The sequence below is a fragment of the Mucilaginibacter gotjawali genome (genome assembly GCF_002355435.1).
In the GTDB taxonomy this organism is placed as follows: Bacteria; Bacteroidota; Bacteroidia; order Sphingobacteriales; family Sphingobacteriaceae; genus Mucilaginibacter; species Mucilaginibacter gotjawali.
In genome coordinates, this window is sequence record NZ_AP017313.1 from 6156560 (window position 1) to 6171234 (window position 14675).

Annotated in this window: 17 protein-coding genes and 1 tRNA gene; 14 read left to right on the top strand and 4 right to left on the bottom strand. The window is 42.6% G+C overall.

Features of this window, described 5'->3' with window-relative positions; genetic code table 11:
- Positions 1–408: 408 nt before the first annotated feature.
- The 6 genes from MgSA37_RS27110 to MgSA37_RS27130 all read left to right on the top strand — a co-directional run bounded on the left by MgSA37_RS27110 (position 409) and on the right by MgSA37_RS27130 (position 5539).
- Positions 409–2928: a PIG-L family deacetylase gene (locus MgSA37_RS27110; RefSeq protein ID WP_096356863.1), complete on the top strand. Its 2520-nt coding sequence runs from the start codon at positions 409–411 to the stop codon at positions 2926–2928.
- Positions 2929–2995: 67 nt separating this feature from the next.
- Positions 2996–3199, top strand: coding sequence for a hypothetical protein (locus MgSA37_RS27115; RefSeq protein ID WP_096356865.1), 204 nt, complete (start codon positions 2996–2998; stop codon positions 3197–3199).
- A complete protein-coding gene (locus tag MgSA37_RS27120) occupies positions 3200–3481 on the top strand; it encodes a type II toxin-antitoxin system RelE/ParE family toxin (RefSeq protein ID WP_096356867.1) in 282 nt (93 codons plus the stop codon).
- 54 nt (positions 3482–3535) lie between these two features.
- Positions 3536–3730, top strand: a complete 195-nt coding sequence (locus MgSA37_RS27125) for a hypothetical protein (protein WP_096356869.1) — start codon at positions 3536–3538, stop codon at positions 3728–3730.
- Positions 3717–3842, top strand: coding sequence for a hypothetical protein (locus MgSA37_RS29480; protein ID WP_260146675.1), 126 nt, complete (start codon positions 3717–3719; stop codon positions 3840–3842). The genes MgSA37_RS27125 and MgSA37_RS29480 overlap by 14 nt, the downstream gene beginning before the upstream one ends.
- On the top strand, positions 3839–5539 hold the full coding sequence (locus MgSA37_RS27130) for a sodium:solute symporter (RefSeq protein WP_096356871.1): 1701 nt from the start codon (positions 3839–3841) through the stop codon (positions 5537–5539). The genes MgSA37_RS29480 and MgSA37_RS27130 overlap by 4 nt, the downstream gene beginning before the upstream one ends.
- A gap of 263 nt (positions 5540–5802) precedes the next feature.
- Here the strand turns inward: MgSA37_RS27130 and MgSA37_RS27135 are convergent, their stop codons facing one another.
- Entirely contained in the window at positions 5803–6645 is an 843-nt protein-coding gene (locus MgSA37_RS27135; RefSeq protein ID WP_096356873.1) for a DUF2911 domain-containing protein, read from the bottom strand.
- A gap of 48 nt (positions 6646–6693) precedes the next feature.
- On the bottom strand, positions 6694–6867 hold the full coding sequence (locus MgSA37_RS28480; RefSeq protein ID WP_157750763.1) for a hypothetical protein: 174 nt from the start codon (positions 6865–6867) through the stop codon (positions 6694–6696).
- Positions 6868–7163: 296 nt separating this feature from the next.
- On the opposite strand from MgSA37_RS28480, the gene MgSA37_RS27140 reads away from it, so the two are divergent.
- Both MgSA37_RS27140 and MgSA37_RS27145 read left to right on the top strand, forming a co-directional pair.
- A complete protein-coding gene (locus tag MgSA37_RS27140; RefSeq protein ID WP_096356875.1) occupies positions 7164–7550 on the top strand; it encodes a helix-turn-helix domain-containing protein in 387 nt (128 codons plus the stop codon).
- 9 nt (positions 7551–7559) lie between these two features.
- Complete coding sequence (locus tag MgSA37_RS27145; protein WP_096356877.1) at positions 7560–8435, top strand: aldo/keto reductase; 876 nt, start codon at positions 7560–7562, stop codon at positions 8433–8435.
- A 481-nt stretch (positions 8436–8916) separates the two neighbouring features.
- Here MgSA37_RS27145 and MgSA37_RS27150 read toward each other — a convergent pair.
- Positions 8917–9003: transfer RNA gene (locus MgSA37_RS27150), tRNA-Ser, on the bottom strand.
- A gap of 126 nt (positions 9004–9129) precedes the next feature.
- Here MgSA37_RS27150 and MgSA37_RS27155 point away from each other — a divergent pair.
- From MgSA37_RS27155 to MgSA37_RS27175, 6 genes are all read left to right on the top strand, one after another.
- Entirely contained in the window at positions 9130–9501 is a 372-nt protein-coding gene (locus MgSA37_RS27155; protein WP_096356879.1) for a winged helix-turn-helix domain-containing protein, read from the top strand.
- Between the two features lie 92 nt (positions 9502–9593).
- A complete protein-coding gene (locus tag MgSA37_RS27160; RefSeq protein ID WP_096356881.1) occupies positions 9594–10190 on the top strand; it encodes a hypothetical protein in 597 nt (198 codons plus the stop codon).
- A gap of 135 nt (positions 10191–10325) precedes the next feature.
- The gene (locus MgSA37_RS27165) at positions 10326–10727 is read left to right on the top strand and encodes a hypothetical protein (RefSeq protein ID WP_096356883.1); all 402 of its coding nucleotides are present in this window, start codon (positions 10326–10328) and stop codon (positions 10725–10727) included.
- Positions 10728–10771: 44 nt separating this feature from the next.
- A complete protein-coding gene (locus tag MgSA37_RS29485) occupies positions 10772–10963 on the top strand; it encodes an AAA family ATPase (protein ID WP_262497460.1) in 192 nt (63 codons plus the stop codon).
- Positions 10960–12891: a phosphate acetyltransferase gene (gene pta, locus MgSA37_RS27170; protein ID WP_262497489.1), complete on the top strand. Its 1932-nt coding sequence runs from the start codon at positions 10960–10962 to the stop codon at positions 12889–12891. The genes MgSA37_RS29485 and pta overlap by 4 nt, the downstream gene beginning before the upstream one ends.
- Position 12892: 1 nt before the next feature.
- Positions 12893–14113, top strand: a complete 1221-nt coding sequence (locus MgSA37_RS27175) for an acetate/propionate family kinase (protein ID WP_096356885.1) — start codon at positions 12893–12895, stop codon at positions 14111–14113.
- A 2-nt stretch (positions 14114–14115) separates the two neighbouring features.
- On the opposite strand, the gene MgSA37_RS27180 is transcribed toward MgSA37_RS27175, so the two are convergent.
- On the bottom strand, positions 14116–14538 hold the full coding sequence (locus MgSA37_RS27180; RefSeq protein WP_096356887.1) for a GNAT family N-acetyltransferase: 423 nt from the start codon (positions 14536–14538) through the stop codon (positions 14116–14118).
- Positions 14539–14675 lie beyond the last annotated feature (137 nt).

A 14675-nucleotide genomic window follows, 5' to 3' on the forward strand; every position in this document is an offset into this window, starting at 1 on the left:
GATTGATTGGCTTGGTCATTGTTTTGTCAAGTTAGATTAAGTATTTGATAATCAATGAGAAAAACTTAAGCGATTGATTAACAACCGGGAAATAAATATTGTTTTTAATTATTTTAATTACGATCAGGCAGTTAAAAATTCGACAGGGGGTGTTGGAAGGTTGTAATGTTGGAAAGTTGTAAGGTTGCAATGTTACCAGTCAGTTCAATATAATTAGCGACCACTGCAAAAAGCGCAAAACCAAACAAATCCGAAACGACGAAGCCATCTTGAGCACCCAAAATAAATAATTGCGAAAAATTGAACATCCCTGCCTGCGGCAGGCAGGGGAAATCCGAAATATCCTCGCATTGTTAAATTATGGATACACTTTAATATGCAAAATATCTTTCAATATATTTGTTAGCTATGAACCGCATCAAAATTATTTTTTTCTTTTTTTTTATAGCACAGTTTGGTTTTGCACAAACTGCGCCGCCTGCCGACCTGGTTTCCATCGAGCAGAATTTTAAAAAATTAGATGTTTTAGGCAGCGTGCTCTATGTAGCCGCTCACCCTGATGATGAAAATACGCGCCTGCTGGCTTACCTTGCCCAGGAAAAGCATTACCGCACCGGGTACCTTTCCATGACACGCGGCGATGGCGGCCAAAACCTGATCGGTAATGAGCAGGGTGAACTGTTGGGCCTGATCCGCACCCAGGAATTGCTGGCTGCCCGTAAAGTTGACGGCGCGGAACAGTTTTTTACCCGGGCCAACGATTTTGGTTTCTCAAAAGGGCCGGATGAAACTTTAAAAATATGGGATAAAGAAAAAGTGTTGAGCGATGTGGTTTGGGTGATCCGCAAATTCAGGCCTGATGTGATCATCTGCCGGTTCCCCACTACCGGCGAAGGCGGGCACGGGCATCATACTTCATCGGCCATACTGGCGCAGGAAGCATTTTCGGCAGCTGCCGACCCAAATCGGTTTCCTGACCAATTAAAATATGTGCAAACCTGGCAAGCTAAGCGCCTGCTATGGAACACCTTTAGTTTCGGCACCGTTAATACCACTGCGCCCGACCAGTTTAAAATTGATGTGGGTGTTTATAACCCCATCATTGGCAAAGGCTATGGCGAAATGGCTGCAGAAAGCCGGTCCAACCATAAAACACAGGGCTTTGGCTCGGCCAGGCAACGCGGCCAGGCATTTGAGTTTTTTAAAACCATTTTAGGCGATGCCCCGAAAACCGACCTGATGGATGGCGTAAACACCAGCTGGGGAAGGGTAAATGGAGGTGAAGCTATAGGGTCGGAGATTGAAAAGGTTCGGAAGGATTTTGATAGGGATCATCCGGAAAAATCTGTAAAGTCATTGGTTGCTTTAATTGACAAAATTGATAAAACACCGGATGAATATTGGAAGGAGCAGAAAACTGAAGAGCTGAATAATATAATAGCGGCTTGCGCAGGATTGTGGTTTGAGGCTTACACCGCCGAACCTACCTACGCCCTGGGCGACCAGATGAATATCCGTTCGCAGGTGATCAGCCGTTACGGACTGAACATCACATTAAACGGTTTAACAGTAATACAGCACGCTGATAACACTGGCAGCACTTCAGACTTTATGGAGCCGATGGCCCATTATGATCTGCCGGTCACCGGTAAGGATAAATTTATCCCTGCAAATGAATTACAGACGTTTAGCAATGATTGCATAGCCGGTAAAATATCGCAGCCCTATTGGTTGGAATCGCCGCACCCTATAGGCACCTATGAAGTTGGCAATGCCGGCAATATTGGCAATCCGGAAAACCCGGATGCGCCGATGGTTGAATTTACTTTTCAGATTGATGGTCATTCAATTGTGTTTGACAGAAAACTGGCATATAAATATGTTGACCCTGCAAAAGGCGAAATTTACCAACCAGTTGAAATTACGCCGCCCGTCACCGCCAATATCACCGCAAAAAACTACATCTTCAATTCAAAAAAACCGCAGGACGTAGAGATTAAACTGCAAAGCTTCACCAAAACCGCCGGAAGCATCACTATAAAACCAATGGCGGGTTGGAAGGCGAGCCCAGAAAAAATTGATTTTACCGGGAAAAATAAGGGTGATGAATGGGCGGTGAATTTTGAAGTGACGCCAACCGGCAATCAACCCCAAGCCACTGAAATGGAGGCCATTGTTGAAATAGGCGGCAAAACTTTTTCAATGGGCATACAGCACATTAAATATGAGCACATCCCAAATATTACTTTGTTCCCACCGGCAGAGGCTAAACTGATCGACCTTAATTTAAATATTGTTGGTAAAAAGATCGGCTATATCCCCGGTGCAGGAGACCTGGTGCCGGATGCCATGAAACAGGTTGGCTATGACGTTCATATATTAACGGAAAATGAAATCCTGAACGGCGACCTGTCGGGATACGATGCCATAGTTACGGGAGTTAGGGCCTACAATGTAAATCCCCGCCTGGCGGTTGAACAGCCAAAACTGCTGGAATATGTGAAGAACGGAGGCAACCTGGTAGTACAGTATAATAACAACAACGGGCTGGCCACCAAAAATATCGGTCCGTATCCGTTCAACGTAGTAAACAAAAGGGTTACAGATGAGGATGCCAAAATTACGGTCTTAGATCCGCAAGAGCCCTTGCTTAACTATCCAAACAAAATTACTCAGGATGATTTTAACGGCTGGGTACAGGAACGCGGCTTGTACTTTGTTGGGGACATAGACCCTAACTACAAAGCCCCGCTGCAAATGAATGACCCTGGCGAAGCGGCAACTAATGGTGCGGTGATCGTGGGTAATTACGGGCAGGGCAGGTTTGTTTATACCTCGCTGGCCTTCTTCAGGCAATTGCCCGCCGGGGTTCCGGGAGCATACCGGCTGTTTGTGAATTTATTGAGTAAGCCGAAGAATCAACCGTGAGGTTAAAAAATATGCCAGGATATTTAAATTTGTAATTTTTATCTTTGTATAAAATTCGTGAAAACAGATGGAAACTTTAACAATCGAAATACCGGATAAAGAAGTTAAAATTTTTAAGGAATTATTAAAAAAATTTAATATCAAGATCGTTAAGACCGAGGTGTCAGAAACACCAAATGCTTTAACGGTTAAAACTATTAAAGACGCGCGTACTGGAAAGGGGGTCGAAAAACCTATTGAAAACGTACGCTCTTTTATCGATTCCTTATAAATGTTCACACTAAAGCCAACTAACCAGTTTAAAAAGGATGTTAAAGCGGCAAAAAAACGGTCTGCTAAAAATGTTGAATTAATTGTTGATTTCTTAGAAAAACTTGAGGAAAATGGAGTTGCAGGGATTGATAAAAAACATAGGTCGCATAAACTGAGCGGGGAATTCGAAGACAACTGGGAGGCACATATCAAACCCGACTTATTAATCATCTGGTTTGAAATAACTGAAGAAAAAGAAATAATACTTATGAGATTAGGCAGTCATTCGGACTTGTTTTAAAAGCACAAAAAATCAAAACTCAATTAATATATTTGCAACGATAAAACACAACTCATGGCACATCATCATAACGAAGAAGACGAAAAAAACTACAAAACTATATTTACCGTGGTTGGTACCTTAACCGGCTTGTTTATAGGGGTGGTTATCAACCAAACCTGGGAGCTGGTGGTTATTTTAGGGGTTGTAGGTTTCCTTTTTGCTGGCTTTTTCCGCCAGCTTTTGGTAAAAGGCCGTGAAAACGCCTGATCCGGACCTGCCGTCATTTATCCGTAGCTGGAACCAATTTTATGCCATAGTTATTGGCTGGCTGGTTCTGCTGATCATCCTGTTTTGGCTCATTACCATTTGTTATAAATGAGCTTAGCCGACTGGATAGTTTTGGGCCTTACGTTGCTCGGCATCGTTGCATACGGTGTTTGGAAAAGCGGGCAAAGCCAAAACATCGGCCAGTACCTGATGGGCGGGCGCACCCTGCGCTGGTACCATGTGGGCCTTTCGGTTATGGCTACGCAAGCCAGCGCCATCACTTTTCTTTCTGCCCCCGGGCAAGCCTATTCGGACGGGATGCGCTTTGTTCAATTTTACTTCGGCCTGCCGCTGGCCATGATCGTGCTGTGCGTAACCTTTGTGCCTATATTCCACCGCCTTAAAGTTTATACCGCTTATGAGTACCTGGAGCAACGCTTCGACCTGAAAACACGGGCGCTCACTTCATTTTTATTTTTGATCCAGCGCGGACTTTCAACGGGTATAACCATTTACGCGCCTTCCATTATCTTATCCACTATCCTGAACATCAACACCGTTTACACTACGCTGTTTATCGGCGGGCTGGTGATTTTTTATACTGTTTACGGCGGCACCAAAGCAGTGTCATACACCCAGCTGCTGCAAATGAGCATTATTTTTTTGGGGATGTTTTTTGCAGGGGTGATGGTGGTTCACCTGTTGCCCGGTGGCATAGGTTTTGGCCACGCGATTAAACTGGCAGGTAAGCTGGGAAAGATGAACGTGATCGACTGGAAATTCGACCCCAAAAATCAATATAATATATGGAGCGGCGTTATCGGCGGCTTCTTTTTGCAATTATCCTATTTCGGCACCGACCAAAGCCAGGTGGGGCGCTATTTGACAGGCAGTTCGGTAGGACAGAGCCGCATGGGCCTTATCATGAACGGCCTGGTTAAAATACCGATGCAGTTTTTGATCCTGCTGATTGGGGTTTTGGTTTTTGCCTTTTACCAGTTTAACCGCCCGCCTATGTTTTTTAATCAGTACGAGGTGAAACAGGTGAAGAAAAGTAGTTATGCGGCACAATATAACCAGCTGGAAAACCAGTATACGGCGGTGTTTGAACAGCGTAAAAACAAAGCGGATGACCTGGTAAAAGCCTTCGACAGTAAAGATCAAGCCCAAATCAATAAAGCGCAGGCTGCTTTAAAAGCAGCCGATGGACAATCAATGGCAATCCGCAAACAGGCCATCGCGGTAATGAAAAAGAATAATGATAAGGCGAATGAAGACGACACCAATTACGTATTCCTCACTTTTGTTACCCAATATTTGCCGCGTGGATTGATCGGTTTGCTGGTAGCTATTATTTTCCTGGCTTCCATGGGTTCAACGGCCAGTGCATTAAATTCATTGGCATCAACTACAGTGGTAGATATTTACCGGCGGATACTGAACCCCAATGCTACCGATAAGAACTACCTTAATGCATCAAGACTGGCAACCGTCTTCTGGGGCCTGGTTTGTATCGGGATGGCCCTGTATGCAAGTAAAGTTGGTAACTTACTGGAGTACGTGAATAAATTAGGCTCCTACATTTACGGCACCATTTTAGGCGTGTTCGTAGTGGCTTTTTACCTTAAAAATATAAAAGGGAGCGCTGTATTTATTGCAGCAATTATTACAGAGATACTTATAATTATCCTGGGTAATTTTGAGCTGGTAGCTTATTTATGGCTAAATATGATCGGTTGTATCCTGGTGATCATCATTGCAGCGGCAATCAATCCCCTCGTCCGGGAGAATGCTATTACGGACATATAAGAACGCAATTCGAAATTCCGAAATAACAGGTGTTTTAAAAATTCATTTTCGCTCTCTGCTGCTCGCAGGACAGCGAATGCCATGCAATGGCGCTAATGTCCTACGGGTGGACTCTCCCCGACTGCGCTACGCCCGTCTATCGTCTCTTTTGCAAGCAAAAAAGAGGGTAGCTGCAATTATCTTATAGTTTAAAATCCGAACCCGGTAGCTATCGGGTTGAATATCCCTCCCTGCTGCGGGCAGGCGGTTTCCGAAATAAAAAATCACTCACCAGCCTGGTCGATCACTGCCTGGTTGAGGCGTACATATTCATCATCTTTGTTTGCCTGCGCCATCCTGATGCCTTCTTTAGCGGCAGTAATCGCCGCGGTTTTATCACCCATCCTTAACCTGATCCGGGCCTCCCATAACTGGTACCAGGCGCCAGGTTCAGCCTTTTCAGCCTCCAGGGCCCAGGCCAGGGCCTTGTTCATATCTTTGTTATTCTCGTAATAATATTGAATGGCATTAAAGTAGGGCTTGTGTTCGCCTTTCATCAAAGCGTCAATATTAGCGGTGATCTGCGCGTCGTCGTCAGTTTGCATATGGATAGAGACTTCCGTAAGGTCCCAAACCAGGTGCAGGTCGTTTGACTGTGTGGTAGCGTTAGCAAACTGGATGGTAAAGGTTTCCCGTTTTTCCTTCAGATGGATAGGCTTTACTTTAAAACGCAGAAAATCTTCGGAATCTTTATAGCTATAGGCGCCCCATTGCTTTACCACCTTATTTAGTATGATGGTCCATTCATTCTTTTCAGGAATGGTAAACAACGAGTATGTCCCCGCTGGCACCTTATTACCCTCCATGATCACATTTTCGCTGAAATTAATGGTGGTTGCTGAATTTGCCCCGGTGCGCCATACCTGGCCCCATGGATTAATGCCGCCAAATATTATCCTGCCTTTTACATTTGGCCGTGAATAGGTGATGGTTATTTTACCAAGCCCGAAATCCTGGATAATGGTTTGGGTTGAACTGGCTTCGGGAATGCGCGGGGCTTGTGCGAAGCAGGTAAAAGTTACTGCCGGCAACAGCAAAACGGCGAAAAATAAGTTTAACTTTCTCATAATTAAATTTATATGTTATAGCAAAAGACTAAATATTAATTTATTGGTTTAACGGCTGAAAATTACGAAAATAAAAAAGGAAAGTTCATTAAAGATCTTTCCCTGGTAGCCCGCAGGGCGTTTGTAATAACCGGCATAGCCGTTTATCCTGAAAAGATTAAAAATAATCAACAGTAAAGGCGCGTTGGTGTTTGAAACCCTGGCTATGACAAAATCCCGCAATTATTTAATTTGCAGGCTTTTGCTGTGTTTTGTCGTCAAAATTGCGGAGAGACGGGGACTCCAATCGAACACCTTATACCATTTTTGACCTTTTTCGATGGTTTAAAATAGTTCCAAATCAATGTTACAAAGTCCGAATATTGCCAACACGACGCACCAAGCAAAACCGACTTTTTCATCAATTGAAAGAATCTCCAAAGCTAATCAAATCAGCAAGATAAAAGCTACAACTTGACTCTTCACCATTTTTTGGTAAACTACTTTAATACCTTTGACACATTAATAAAGGACAAAAAATGATAGATAGTATCCCTGATGCTTATATTTCCCGGAAAGCTGAGATTTTGGCCCAATTCAAGCAGATCTTAGACAGCCATCTTGATGACTTCATTGCTGGACGAATAGAAAAAATGTACGAACTAAAACAGATTGCCTCTATCATCGGCCTGCATCCTGTTCATCTGAGTAAAGTTATCAAACTAGAAACGGGTCATCATGCCTGCTACTTTTACGAGCAACGGATCTTATTGGAAGCAAAAAAACTTTTAGCTGATAAGACTTTAGCTATCGGGGCGATCGCTCACAGGCTAGATTATGACATTTCAAATTTTACCAAATTCTTTAAAAGATTCATGGGGATAACACCAACATTATACAGGAAAACATTAGAAACTACGATTTAAATTAAAAAAATGAGAAACGAAGAAATTATTATTGGAGCGGACACGACAAGTCCGCTAGCCGCTCGTAGACCAGGTTATGGAACTATGCGTTTGACTGGTGAAGGTTTCTATGGAGAACCACAAGATCGCGATGGCGCCATTGCACTTTTGAGAAAAGCCGTAGAACTTGGTGTTAACTTTTTCGACACCGCAGATTTTTACGGGCCGGGGGTAACCAATAGATTATTAGCAGAGGCCTTATATCCATATCCTGCTGACCTTATTATTGCTACAAAGGTTGGAGCAAAACGGGGAACTGACAAAAGCTGGCTGCCTTACGGCGAGCCTGAGGAATTGAGAACGAGTGTCGAAAACAACCTAAAACAACTAAAAATAGAACAACTACCTTTAGTGCATTATGGTAAAGCAGCGACTAGTCCGGGAGACTATGAAGAAGGCTTAGCAACCATGATGGCGTTGCAAAAAGAGGGTAAAATACTGCATTTAGGACTCAGTAACGCAACCATTGATCAGTTTAATACCGCGATCAAAATGGGTAAAGTTGCCAGTGTAGAGAATATGTATAGTTATACGCAGCGGGTTACTGATCAGGCGAGTCCTTACGGATTTCAGGGTGGTGAGCTGCTGCCTTTGTGCGAGGAACATCAGATTCCCTTTATTCCTTTCTTTTCACTACAAACGTCATTACCAACCGGGCAGGACAAGATGAAAGAGTTAGCAGATACAAAAGGTGTTACGATTGCGCAACTCAACATCGCGTGGCTGCTTCAACAGTCTGCGTGGATATTACCAATTCCCGGCACTACATCCATCGGGCATCTGAAAGAAAACATAAAGGCATCTGACATTTCGCTTTCAAAAGAGGAATTGGAGTTTTTAGGTTGACGTAGTGAACTAATCAAGGCTATCTTCGTCGGTAGTTTCCAAGCCTCCGTGGTATTTGTTGATAATCTTCGGACTACCAAACGAAAAAAGAGGCTGTTTGAAAGTAATATTTCAGACAGCTTTTTTATTATTGAAATGAACTTTGTTAGTTAATTGTTTTGTCTTCTGCTTTATAATATTCCTTCAATAATTAGCTTCGCAATAAGATAGAGTAAAACTTTTGCTATTTCCACCTCATTTTGGGCATGGAAAAGCATTGATTTTTAGATCTAAATTTTCTTGGTTTTTTACGTTGTGATTTCCCTGCCATAAAACTGATTTACCGTAAAAGAGAAAGGGATTCGAATACACAAAACACCAAAAATAGCTCATTTTCAGCTAATTGTACTGATGCTTGTTTAAACTATTAATGAAAGGTAATAACTCAAAAGAAAATAGCCTGCTAAAAATCAATGATTTAGCAGCTATTTGTATCATAATGCGGAGAGGGAGGGATTCGAACCCCCGGTACCTTTGACAGTACACCTGATTTCGAATCAGGCACATTGAACCGCTCTGACACCTCTCCATTGGATGTTGGGTAATTGGGGCTGCAAATATATCAAGTCTTTCAACAAAAAAATCATAGTTTATCATCATTTGACAAAACTGTTTAAAACCGTACGGCATTTTTTACTAATCTTGAACAATAGAAATGAATAAAAAAATAAAAACCATTTTAAAGGAAGATGCAAGGGTAAAAGTGAGCGGCAGTTTATGGCTGGAATCGGACGGGAAGCATTTTTTCGGCCCCGGGCCTGTGGAGTTGCTCGAACGGATCGCCGAAACAGGCTCCATCAGCGAAGCCGCAAAACAAATGCAAATGTCATACAAAAAAGCATGGGAGCTGGTAAACGCGCTAAACTCCCAAACACAAAACCCGGTTGTAATCCCCCGCACCGGCGGCGAAAAGGGAGGCGGCTCAACCATCACTGAAGAAGCAAAAGTTTTAATTGAATATCATCGGGAGCTGCGAAAAAGGTTCGCAGCCTTTTTGGAAGATGAAACCCAAAGACTAAAAGGCTGACCTGTTTTTTTTAAACATCGTTATATATTTAAAAATATAACGATATTTGACTTAAAGCACAACCTTAAAGCCTATTTTAATTTTAAACTTTTATGGCCACATTCATACCTTCAAAGAAAACTTATGCATTTAATTTCAAATTCCTTTTCCTCTTTTTTTTACTCGCTGCGTGTTCGTGCAAACTGTTGGCCCAGGCCCAACTGCCCGATTCTGCAATTAACCAGGCTAAAATAACGGCCCAAACAGGTGTAAAGCCGTCTTACCCAAAAGTGGTTGGCTACCTCAGCTTTATTTTCCCGCTGGTTACTGTATCAACTTCTACCACGCATAACTTCAATGGCACTACAAGTGTCGGTTTTCCTGTCGGAATTAACGTTCTTTATAGCGATAAATTCGGCTTCAGTTATGAAATTACGCCTACTATAAAAGCGGGCGGCGGCACCAGTAAAACCAGCAATATTTTGTTCGATCCAGGTACTATGTTTCGCTTTCAACATGGGTTTACTATTATTACCCGCCTGGCTTTTGAGACGCAGGGCCGGTATGGATTTACCCCGGTATTTAACCAGGTTTACCTGCGTTCAAAAGATGTAAATTACTTTGTTGCGCTTTCAACACCGGTAAGGTTTGGCAACAGCCTTGCTGCTTCGGTTGGCCTAAACCTGCAGATAGGTTTCATTTTTAACTAATGTATTTTATTGGTCATTTAAAAAATGATTAGTATAAATAACAACCAAAAACTGACGAGGATCACTTTTTACGCTGATAGTTATCAATAGAATTTTATTGGAAATCCGGGAATTTTGGATATTATTTTAACGACCATGACAACAGCAATTGAAGACGGCGAATTGAATACCGAGCTGCAGGAACTTTACCTGGAAGCAAAACAATGGATAGCAGACCTTGATTTTTTAGACAGCGAACTAGCTTTTTTAAATAAGTTGACCGCCAACATGGCTGCAAAGGCCGAAAAAAAGGGAGAAATTGAAAAGCTTACCGGCATCGAAAAAACCTATCTCAGTTTAAAAGAGGAAATGAACGCTTACCTGCGCCAACTGGAACCGCTGATTACGCAAAAGAAAGAAGACTTTGACCTGGGCCTTATTGAAACTTATACACATTTAAAGTGGAGGCTCGATGAGGTGTTGCATAGTTGTCAAACTGTAAAAAATTCGGTATTTGACCACAGCAAACACGGTTTAGCTGAAGGAAACGCCTCTTAAAAGAATTTTTAACCCGATATTTACACAAAATCTTTTTAAAAAAAATGGCTAAAACTATTTTTATAGCTTCTGCCGAGCCCGGCAGTGGAAAGTCCGTAGTTACTATTGGGCTGGTGAATATGCTCCTGTGCAAAACTCAAAAAATAGGTTTCTTTAAACCGGTGATCAACTTTGATCCGAAGGAAAAAAAGATACACACATCCAAACGATACTTGAATATTTTAAACTGCCTATAAAGTACGAAGATGCATACGCTTTTACCAGGCAGGAAGCACTTGAATATATTGAGCGGGAGAGCCGGGGAGAGATGATTGATACGATCATCAACAAGTTTAAAAAAATTGAAGAAAGCTATGATTTCACAGTTTTGGAGGGTAGCGATTTTACCAGCGAAGGCGTAGCCTTTGAGTTTGAACTTAATGTGCTGATCGCTAAAAACCTTGGTAGCCCGGCATTACTGGTGGTTTCAGGCGAAAATAAAACCACTGCGCAAATAACAAACGAAAGTTTAAATTTCTTTCATAATTTTAAGGATCATGAAGTACAGGTTTTAGGTGTTATTGTTAACAAGGCCCAACTGGGCCAGGTGGATAGTATTAAAGAAGTGCTTTCTGCGCAATTACCTGAAGATACTATTATTTCCGTGATCACTTGCGCACCCGGCCTTCAAAACCCAACCATTAAAGATATCTGTGAAAGTCTGCATGGTAAACTTCTTTTTGGTGGCGATTATTTGAGTAACCGTGTGGACAACTTCGTGACGGGAGCAATGCAATTGCCTAACTTTTTAAGTTTTATTAAAGAAAATGTGCTGATTGTAACACCCGGCGACCGGGGCGATATTATTATAGGCTCATTACAGGCCAACCTGTCATCAAGTTATCCAAAAGTTGCAGGCATTGTGTTAACCGCGGGAATTATGCCCGAAGAGCCGGTTATGCGGCTGGTTAAAGGCTTGCATAATATAGTGCCAATTATTTCTGTTGAAATGGGAACCTTCCAGACCAGCGCGGAAATTGGCGCAATTAAGCCCAGAATAACGCCTGATGACCCTAAAAAAGTGCAGCTTGCCATTGACATGTTCAATAAATATGTTGACGTAACCGCATTGGATAAAAGTATTATCACCTACAAATCTGATGCTATTACCAGTCATATGTTTCAATACCAGTTGGTTAAATGGGCAAAGCGCCAAACCAAAACCATTGTATTGCCTGAAGGTAATGATGACCGTGTGTTAAAAGCAGCGGCACGCCTGGTGAGCCAGCACGTTGTTCATCTTATTTTATTGGGCAACATTACTGACATCAACGATTCGATTAAGCGGCTGGGATTAGTAATAGCTCCCGACAGAACAAAAATTATAGATCCTACGGTTTCTGAAAAACTGGAGGATTACGCCAATACCTTGTTCGAGCTGCGTAAAAGCAAAGGCGTGACCCTTGAAATGGCCCGCGACCTGATGACCGATGTATCGTACTTTGGCACCATGATGGTTTATAAAGGCGAAGCAGACGGAATGGTTTCCGGCGCGGTACATACCACCCAGCATACAATAAGGCCCGCCCTTCAGTTCATCAAAACCAAGCCGGGCATCCAAACAGTATCTTCAGTGTTTTTTATGTGCCTTGAAGACAGGGTTTGTTTGTTTGGCGACTGTGCAGTAAACCCTAATCCTACCGCCGAACAGCTGGCTGAAATTGCCATTTCATCTGCTGATACGGCGAAACGTTTTGGCATTGAACCCAGGGTGGCGATGCTTTCGTATTCATCAGGAACCTCGGGCGTCGGCGAAGATGTTGACAAGGTGCGTAATGCTACCAACATTGTAAGGAGTAAACGCCCGGACATAAAAGTTGAAGGCCCGATACAATACGACGCAGCTGTTGATCCGGTTGTAGGCAAACAAAAAATGCCGGATTCAAAAGTAGCCGGGCAGGCAAGTGTATTGATCTTCCCCGATTTGAATACCGGCAACAATACCTATAAAGCCGTGCAACGCGAAACGGGAGCTTTGGCAATCGGCCCGATGTTGCAGGGATTAAATAAACCAGTTAACGATCTCAGTCGTGGATGCACTGCCGATGATATTTTCAATACCATTGTTATTACCGCAATCCAGGGCCAGGAAGTTAACCAACCCAAACCAGAATTAGTAGCCTGATATGAATATTCTTGTAATCAATAGTGGTAGCAGTTCTATCAAATACCAACTGTTTAAAATGCCATCTGTAAAACCGGTATGTTTTGGACTGATCGAACGGATCGGGCTGCCAAACTCAGGTATTGTACACAAAGTTTATACGGATGGCCAGGAAAAAGTGATCAGCTTAACCCTTGATATACCCAATCATGATGTTGGCATGCACGAAGCTGCAAAACTTTTAACCGAACCGGGAATAGGTGTAATACAAAACCCTGATGATATTAACGTAGTAGGGCACCGCATCGTTCATGGCGGCGAAACTTTAACAAAAACCACCATTGTTACCGAAGAGGTTAAAGAGGAAATAAAAAAAATATTTGCCCTGGCTCCTCTGCATAATCCCGGCAGTTACCAGGGCATACAGGTGGCCCAAAAATTATTTGACAAAGCAACCCATATTTGTGTTTTCGATACCGCTTTCCACCAGACACTGCCCGAGAAAGCTTTCAGGTATGCCATCCCTCAAACTTTCTATCACGACCATGGAATCCGCGTATACGGGTTTCACGGTATAAGCCATAAATTCGTAACTGATAAAGCGTTAAATTACCTCAATAACCCTAAGGCAAAACTTATTACCATACACCTGGGTAACGGCTGCAGCATGGCCGCTGTAAATGCAGGCAGGTGCATTGATACCAGCATGGGGCTTACTCCACTGGAAGGTTTAATTATGGGAACCCGCAGTGGCAGTATAGATCCATCTGTATTAATTTATATGATGACGCAACTGGGGTATGATATCAAACAGGTGAGCAGTATCCTGAACAAGGAAAGTGGCATGTTTGGCCTTACCGGTTACAGTGATATGCGTGATATAAAAAGGCTGATTGAAGAAGGTGATCCTAATGCCCTGCTGGCTTTTGAAATGTTTGCCTATCGTATAAAAAAATATATCGGTTCATACACCGCGGCACTCAATGGCCTTGATGCAATCGTGTTTACGGCCGGTATTGGTGAAAATGATGTCTTGATCAGGCAAATGATCTGCCAGGAAATGGATGTTTTCGGCATCCGGATAGATGAACAAAAAAACAGTTTACGAATAAATGACACGCACGAAATAAACGCCGGCAGCTCTCCCGTTAAAATTTTGGTGATCCCTACCAACGAGGAATTGGAGATTGCAACAGAATGCATGGAGTTATTAAACGAGCAAAAAGCGCTGCAATTTAGTTAATACTATACTTCCAGGTCATTGATGTCGTCAAGCATAAAACAATACTCATGGCGTTTCATGCCAATTTTTGGATAATAATTTACGGCAGCCGGAGCCGAAAGCAGGATTAATTTTGCTTGTATGCTATGCTTTTTTGTTTCCCGGATTAACCGCACCCCTATACCTTGTTTTTGGAGCGAACTGTCAACCGCCAGGTCGGACAGGTAAGTACAATACACAAAATCAGTTATCGAACGGGCAACGCCGACGAGTAAGCCATTTTGCCGCGCGGTTATAATTAAATTGGCATTCCGGCACATTAGTTTTATCCTTTCAGGGTCGTCAACCGGGCGGCGTTCGGCCAGTGTGCTTCTTCTCAATACATCAATAAATTCATCAGGATTTAGTGCAGATTCCCTTGCATAAATAATTTTACTATCAGCCATTGCTTCGTTATTTTTTCGATGTGTAATATTACAATTATTGCCCGTGCTGCCCAAGCAGTAAATACCATTTTGCAAGCCGCTTTATTAATAATTTTAACTAAATTGTGGCTTCCAATTATTCCGTTACTACAATTTAT

What these genes read in the sequence shown, in the direction of transcription:
- MgSA37_RS27140 (WP_096356875.1), top strand. Translation starts at nt 7,164, where the DNA reads ATGATAGATAGTATCCCTGATGCTTATATTTCCCGGAAAGCTGAGATT.
- MgSA37_RS27120 (WP_096356867.1), top strand. Translation starts at nt 3,200, where the DNA reads ATGTTCACACTAAAGCCAACTAACCAGTTTAAAAAGGATGTTAAAGCG.
- MgSA37_RS27165 (WP_096356883.1), top strand. Translation starts at nt 10,326, where the DNA reads ATGACAACAGCAATTGAAGACGGCGAATTGAATACCGAGCTGCAGGAA.
- MgSA37_RS27135 (WP_096356873.1), bottom strand. Translation starts at nt 6,645, where the DNA reads ATGAGAAAGTTAAACTTATTTTTCGCCGTTTTGCTGTTGCCGGCAGTA.
- MgSA37_RS27125 (WP_096356869.1), top strand. Translation starts at nt 3,536, where the DNA reads ATGGCACATCATCATAACGAAGAAGACGAAAAAAACTACAAAACTATA.
- MgSA37_RS27155 (WP_096356879.1), top strand. Translation starts at nt 9,130, where the DNA reads ATGAATAAAAAAATAAAAACCATTTTAAAGGAAGATGCAAGGGTAAAA.
- MgSA37_RS27130 (WP_096356871.1), top strand. Translation starts at nt 3,839, where the DNA reads ATGAGCTTAGCCGACTGGATAGTTTTGGGCCTTACGTTGCTCGGCATC.
- MgSA37_RS27110 (WP_096356863.1), top strand. Translation starts at nt 409, where the DNA reads ATGAACCGCATCAAAATTATTTTTTTCTTTTTTTTTATAGCACAGTTT.
- MgSA37_RS27145 (WP_096356877.1), top strand. Translation starts at nt 7,560, where the DNA reads ATGAGAAACGAAGAAATTATTATTGGAGCGGACACGACAAGTCCGCTA.
- MgSA37_RS27160 (WP_096356881.1), top strand. Translation starts at nt 9,594, where the DNA reads ATGGCCACATTCATACCTTCAAAGAAAACTTATGCATTTAATTTCAAA.
- MgSA37_RS29485 (WP_262497460.1), top strand. Translation starts at nt 10,772, where the DNA reads ATGGCTAAAACTATTTTTATAGCTTCTGCCGAGCCCGGCAGTGGAAAG.
- MgSA37_RS27180 (WP_096356887.1), bottom strand. Translation starts at nt 14,538, where the DNA reads ATGGCTGATAGTAAAATTATTTATGCAAGGGAATCTGCACTAAATCCT.
- MgSA37_RS27115 (WP_096356865.1), top strand. Translation starts at nt 2,996, where the DNA reads ATGGAAACTTTAACAATCGAAATACCGGATAAAGAAGTTAAAATTTTT.
- MgSA37_RS27175 (WP_096356885.1), top strand. Translation starts at nt 12,893, where the DNA reads ATGAATATTCTTGTAATCAATAGTGGTAGCAGTTCTATCAAATACCAA.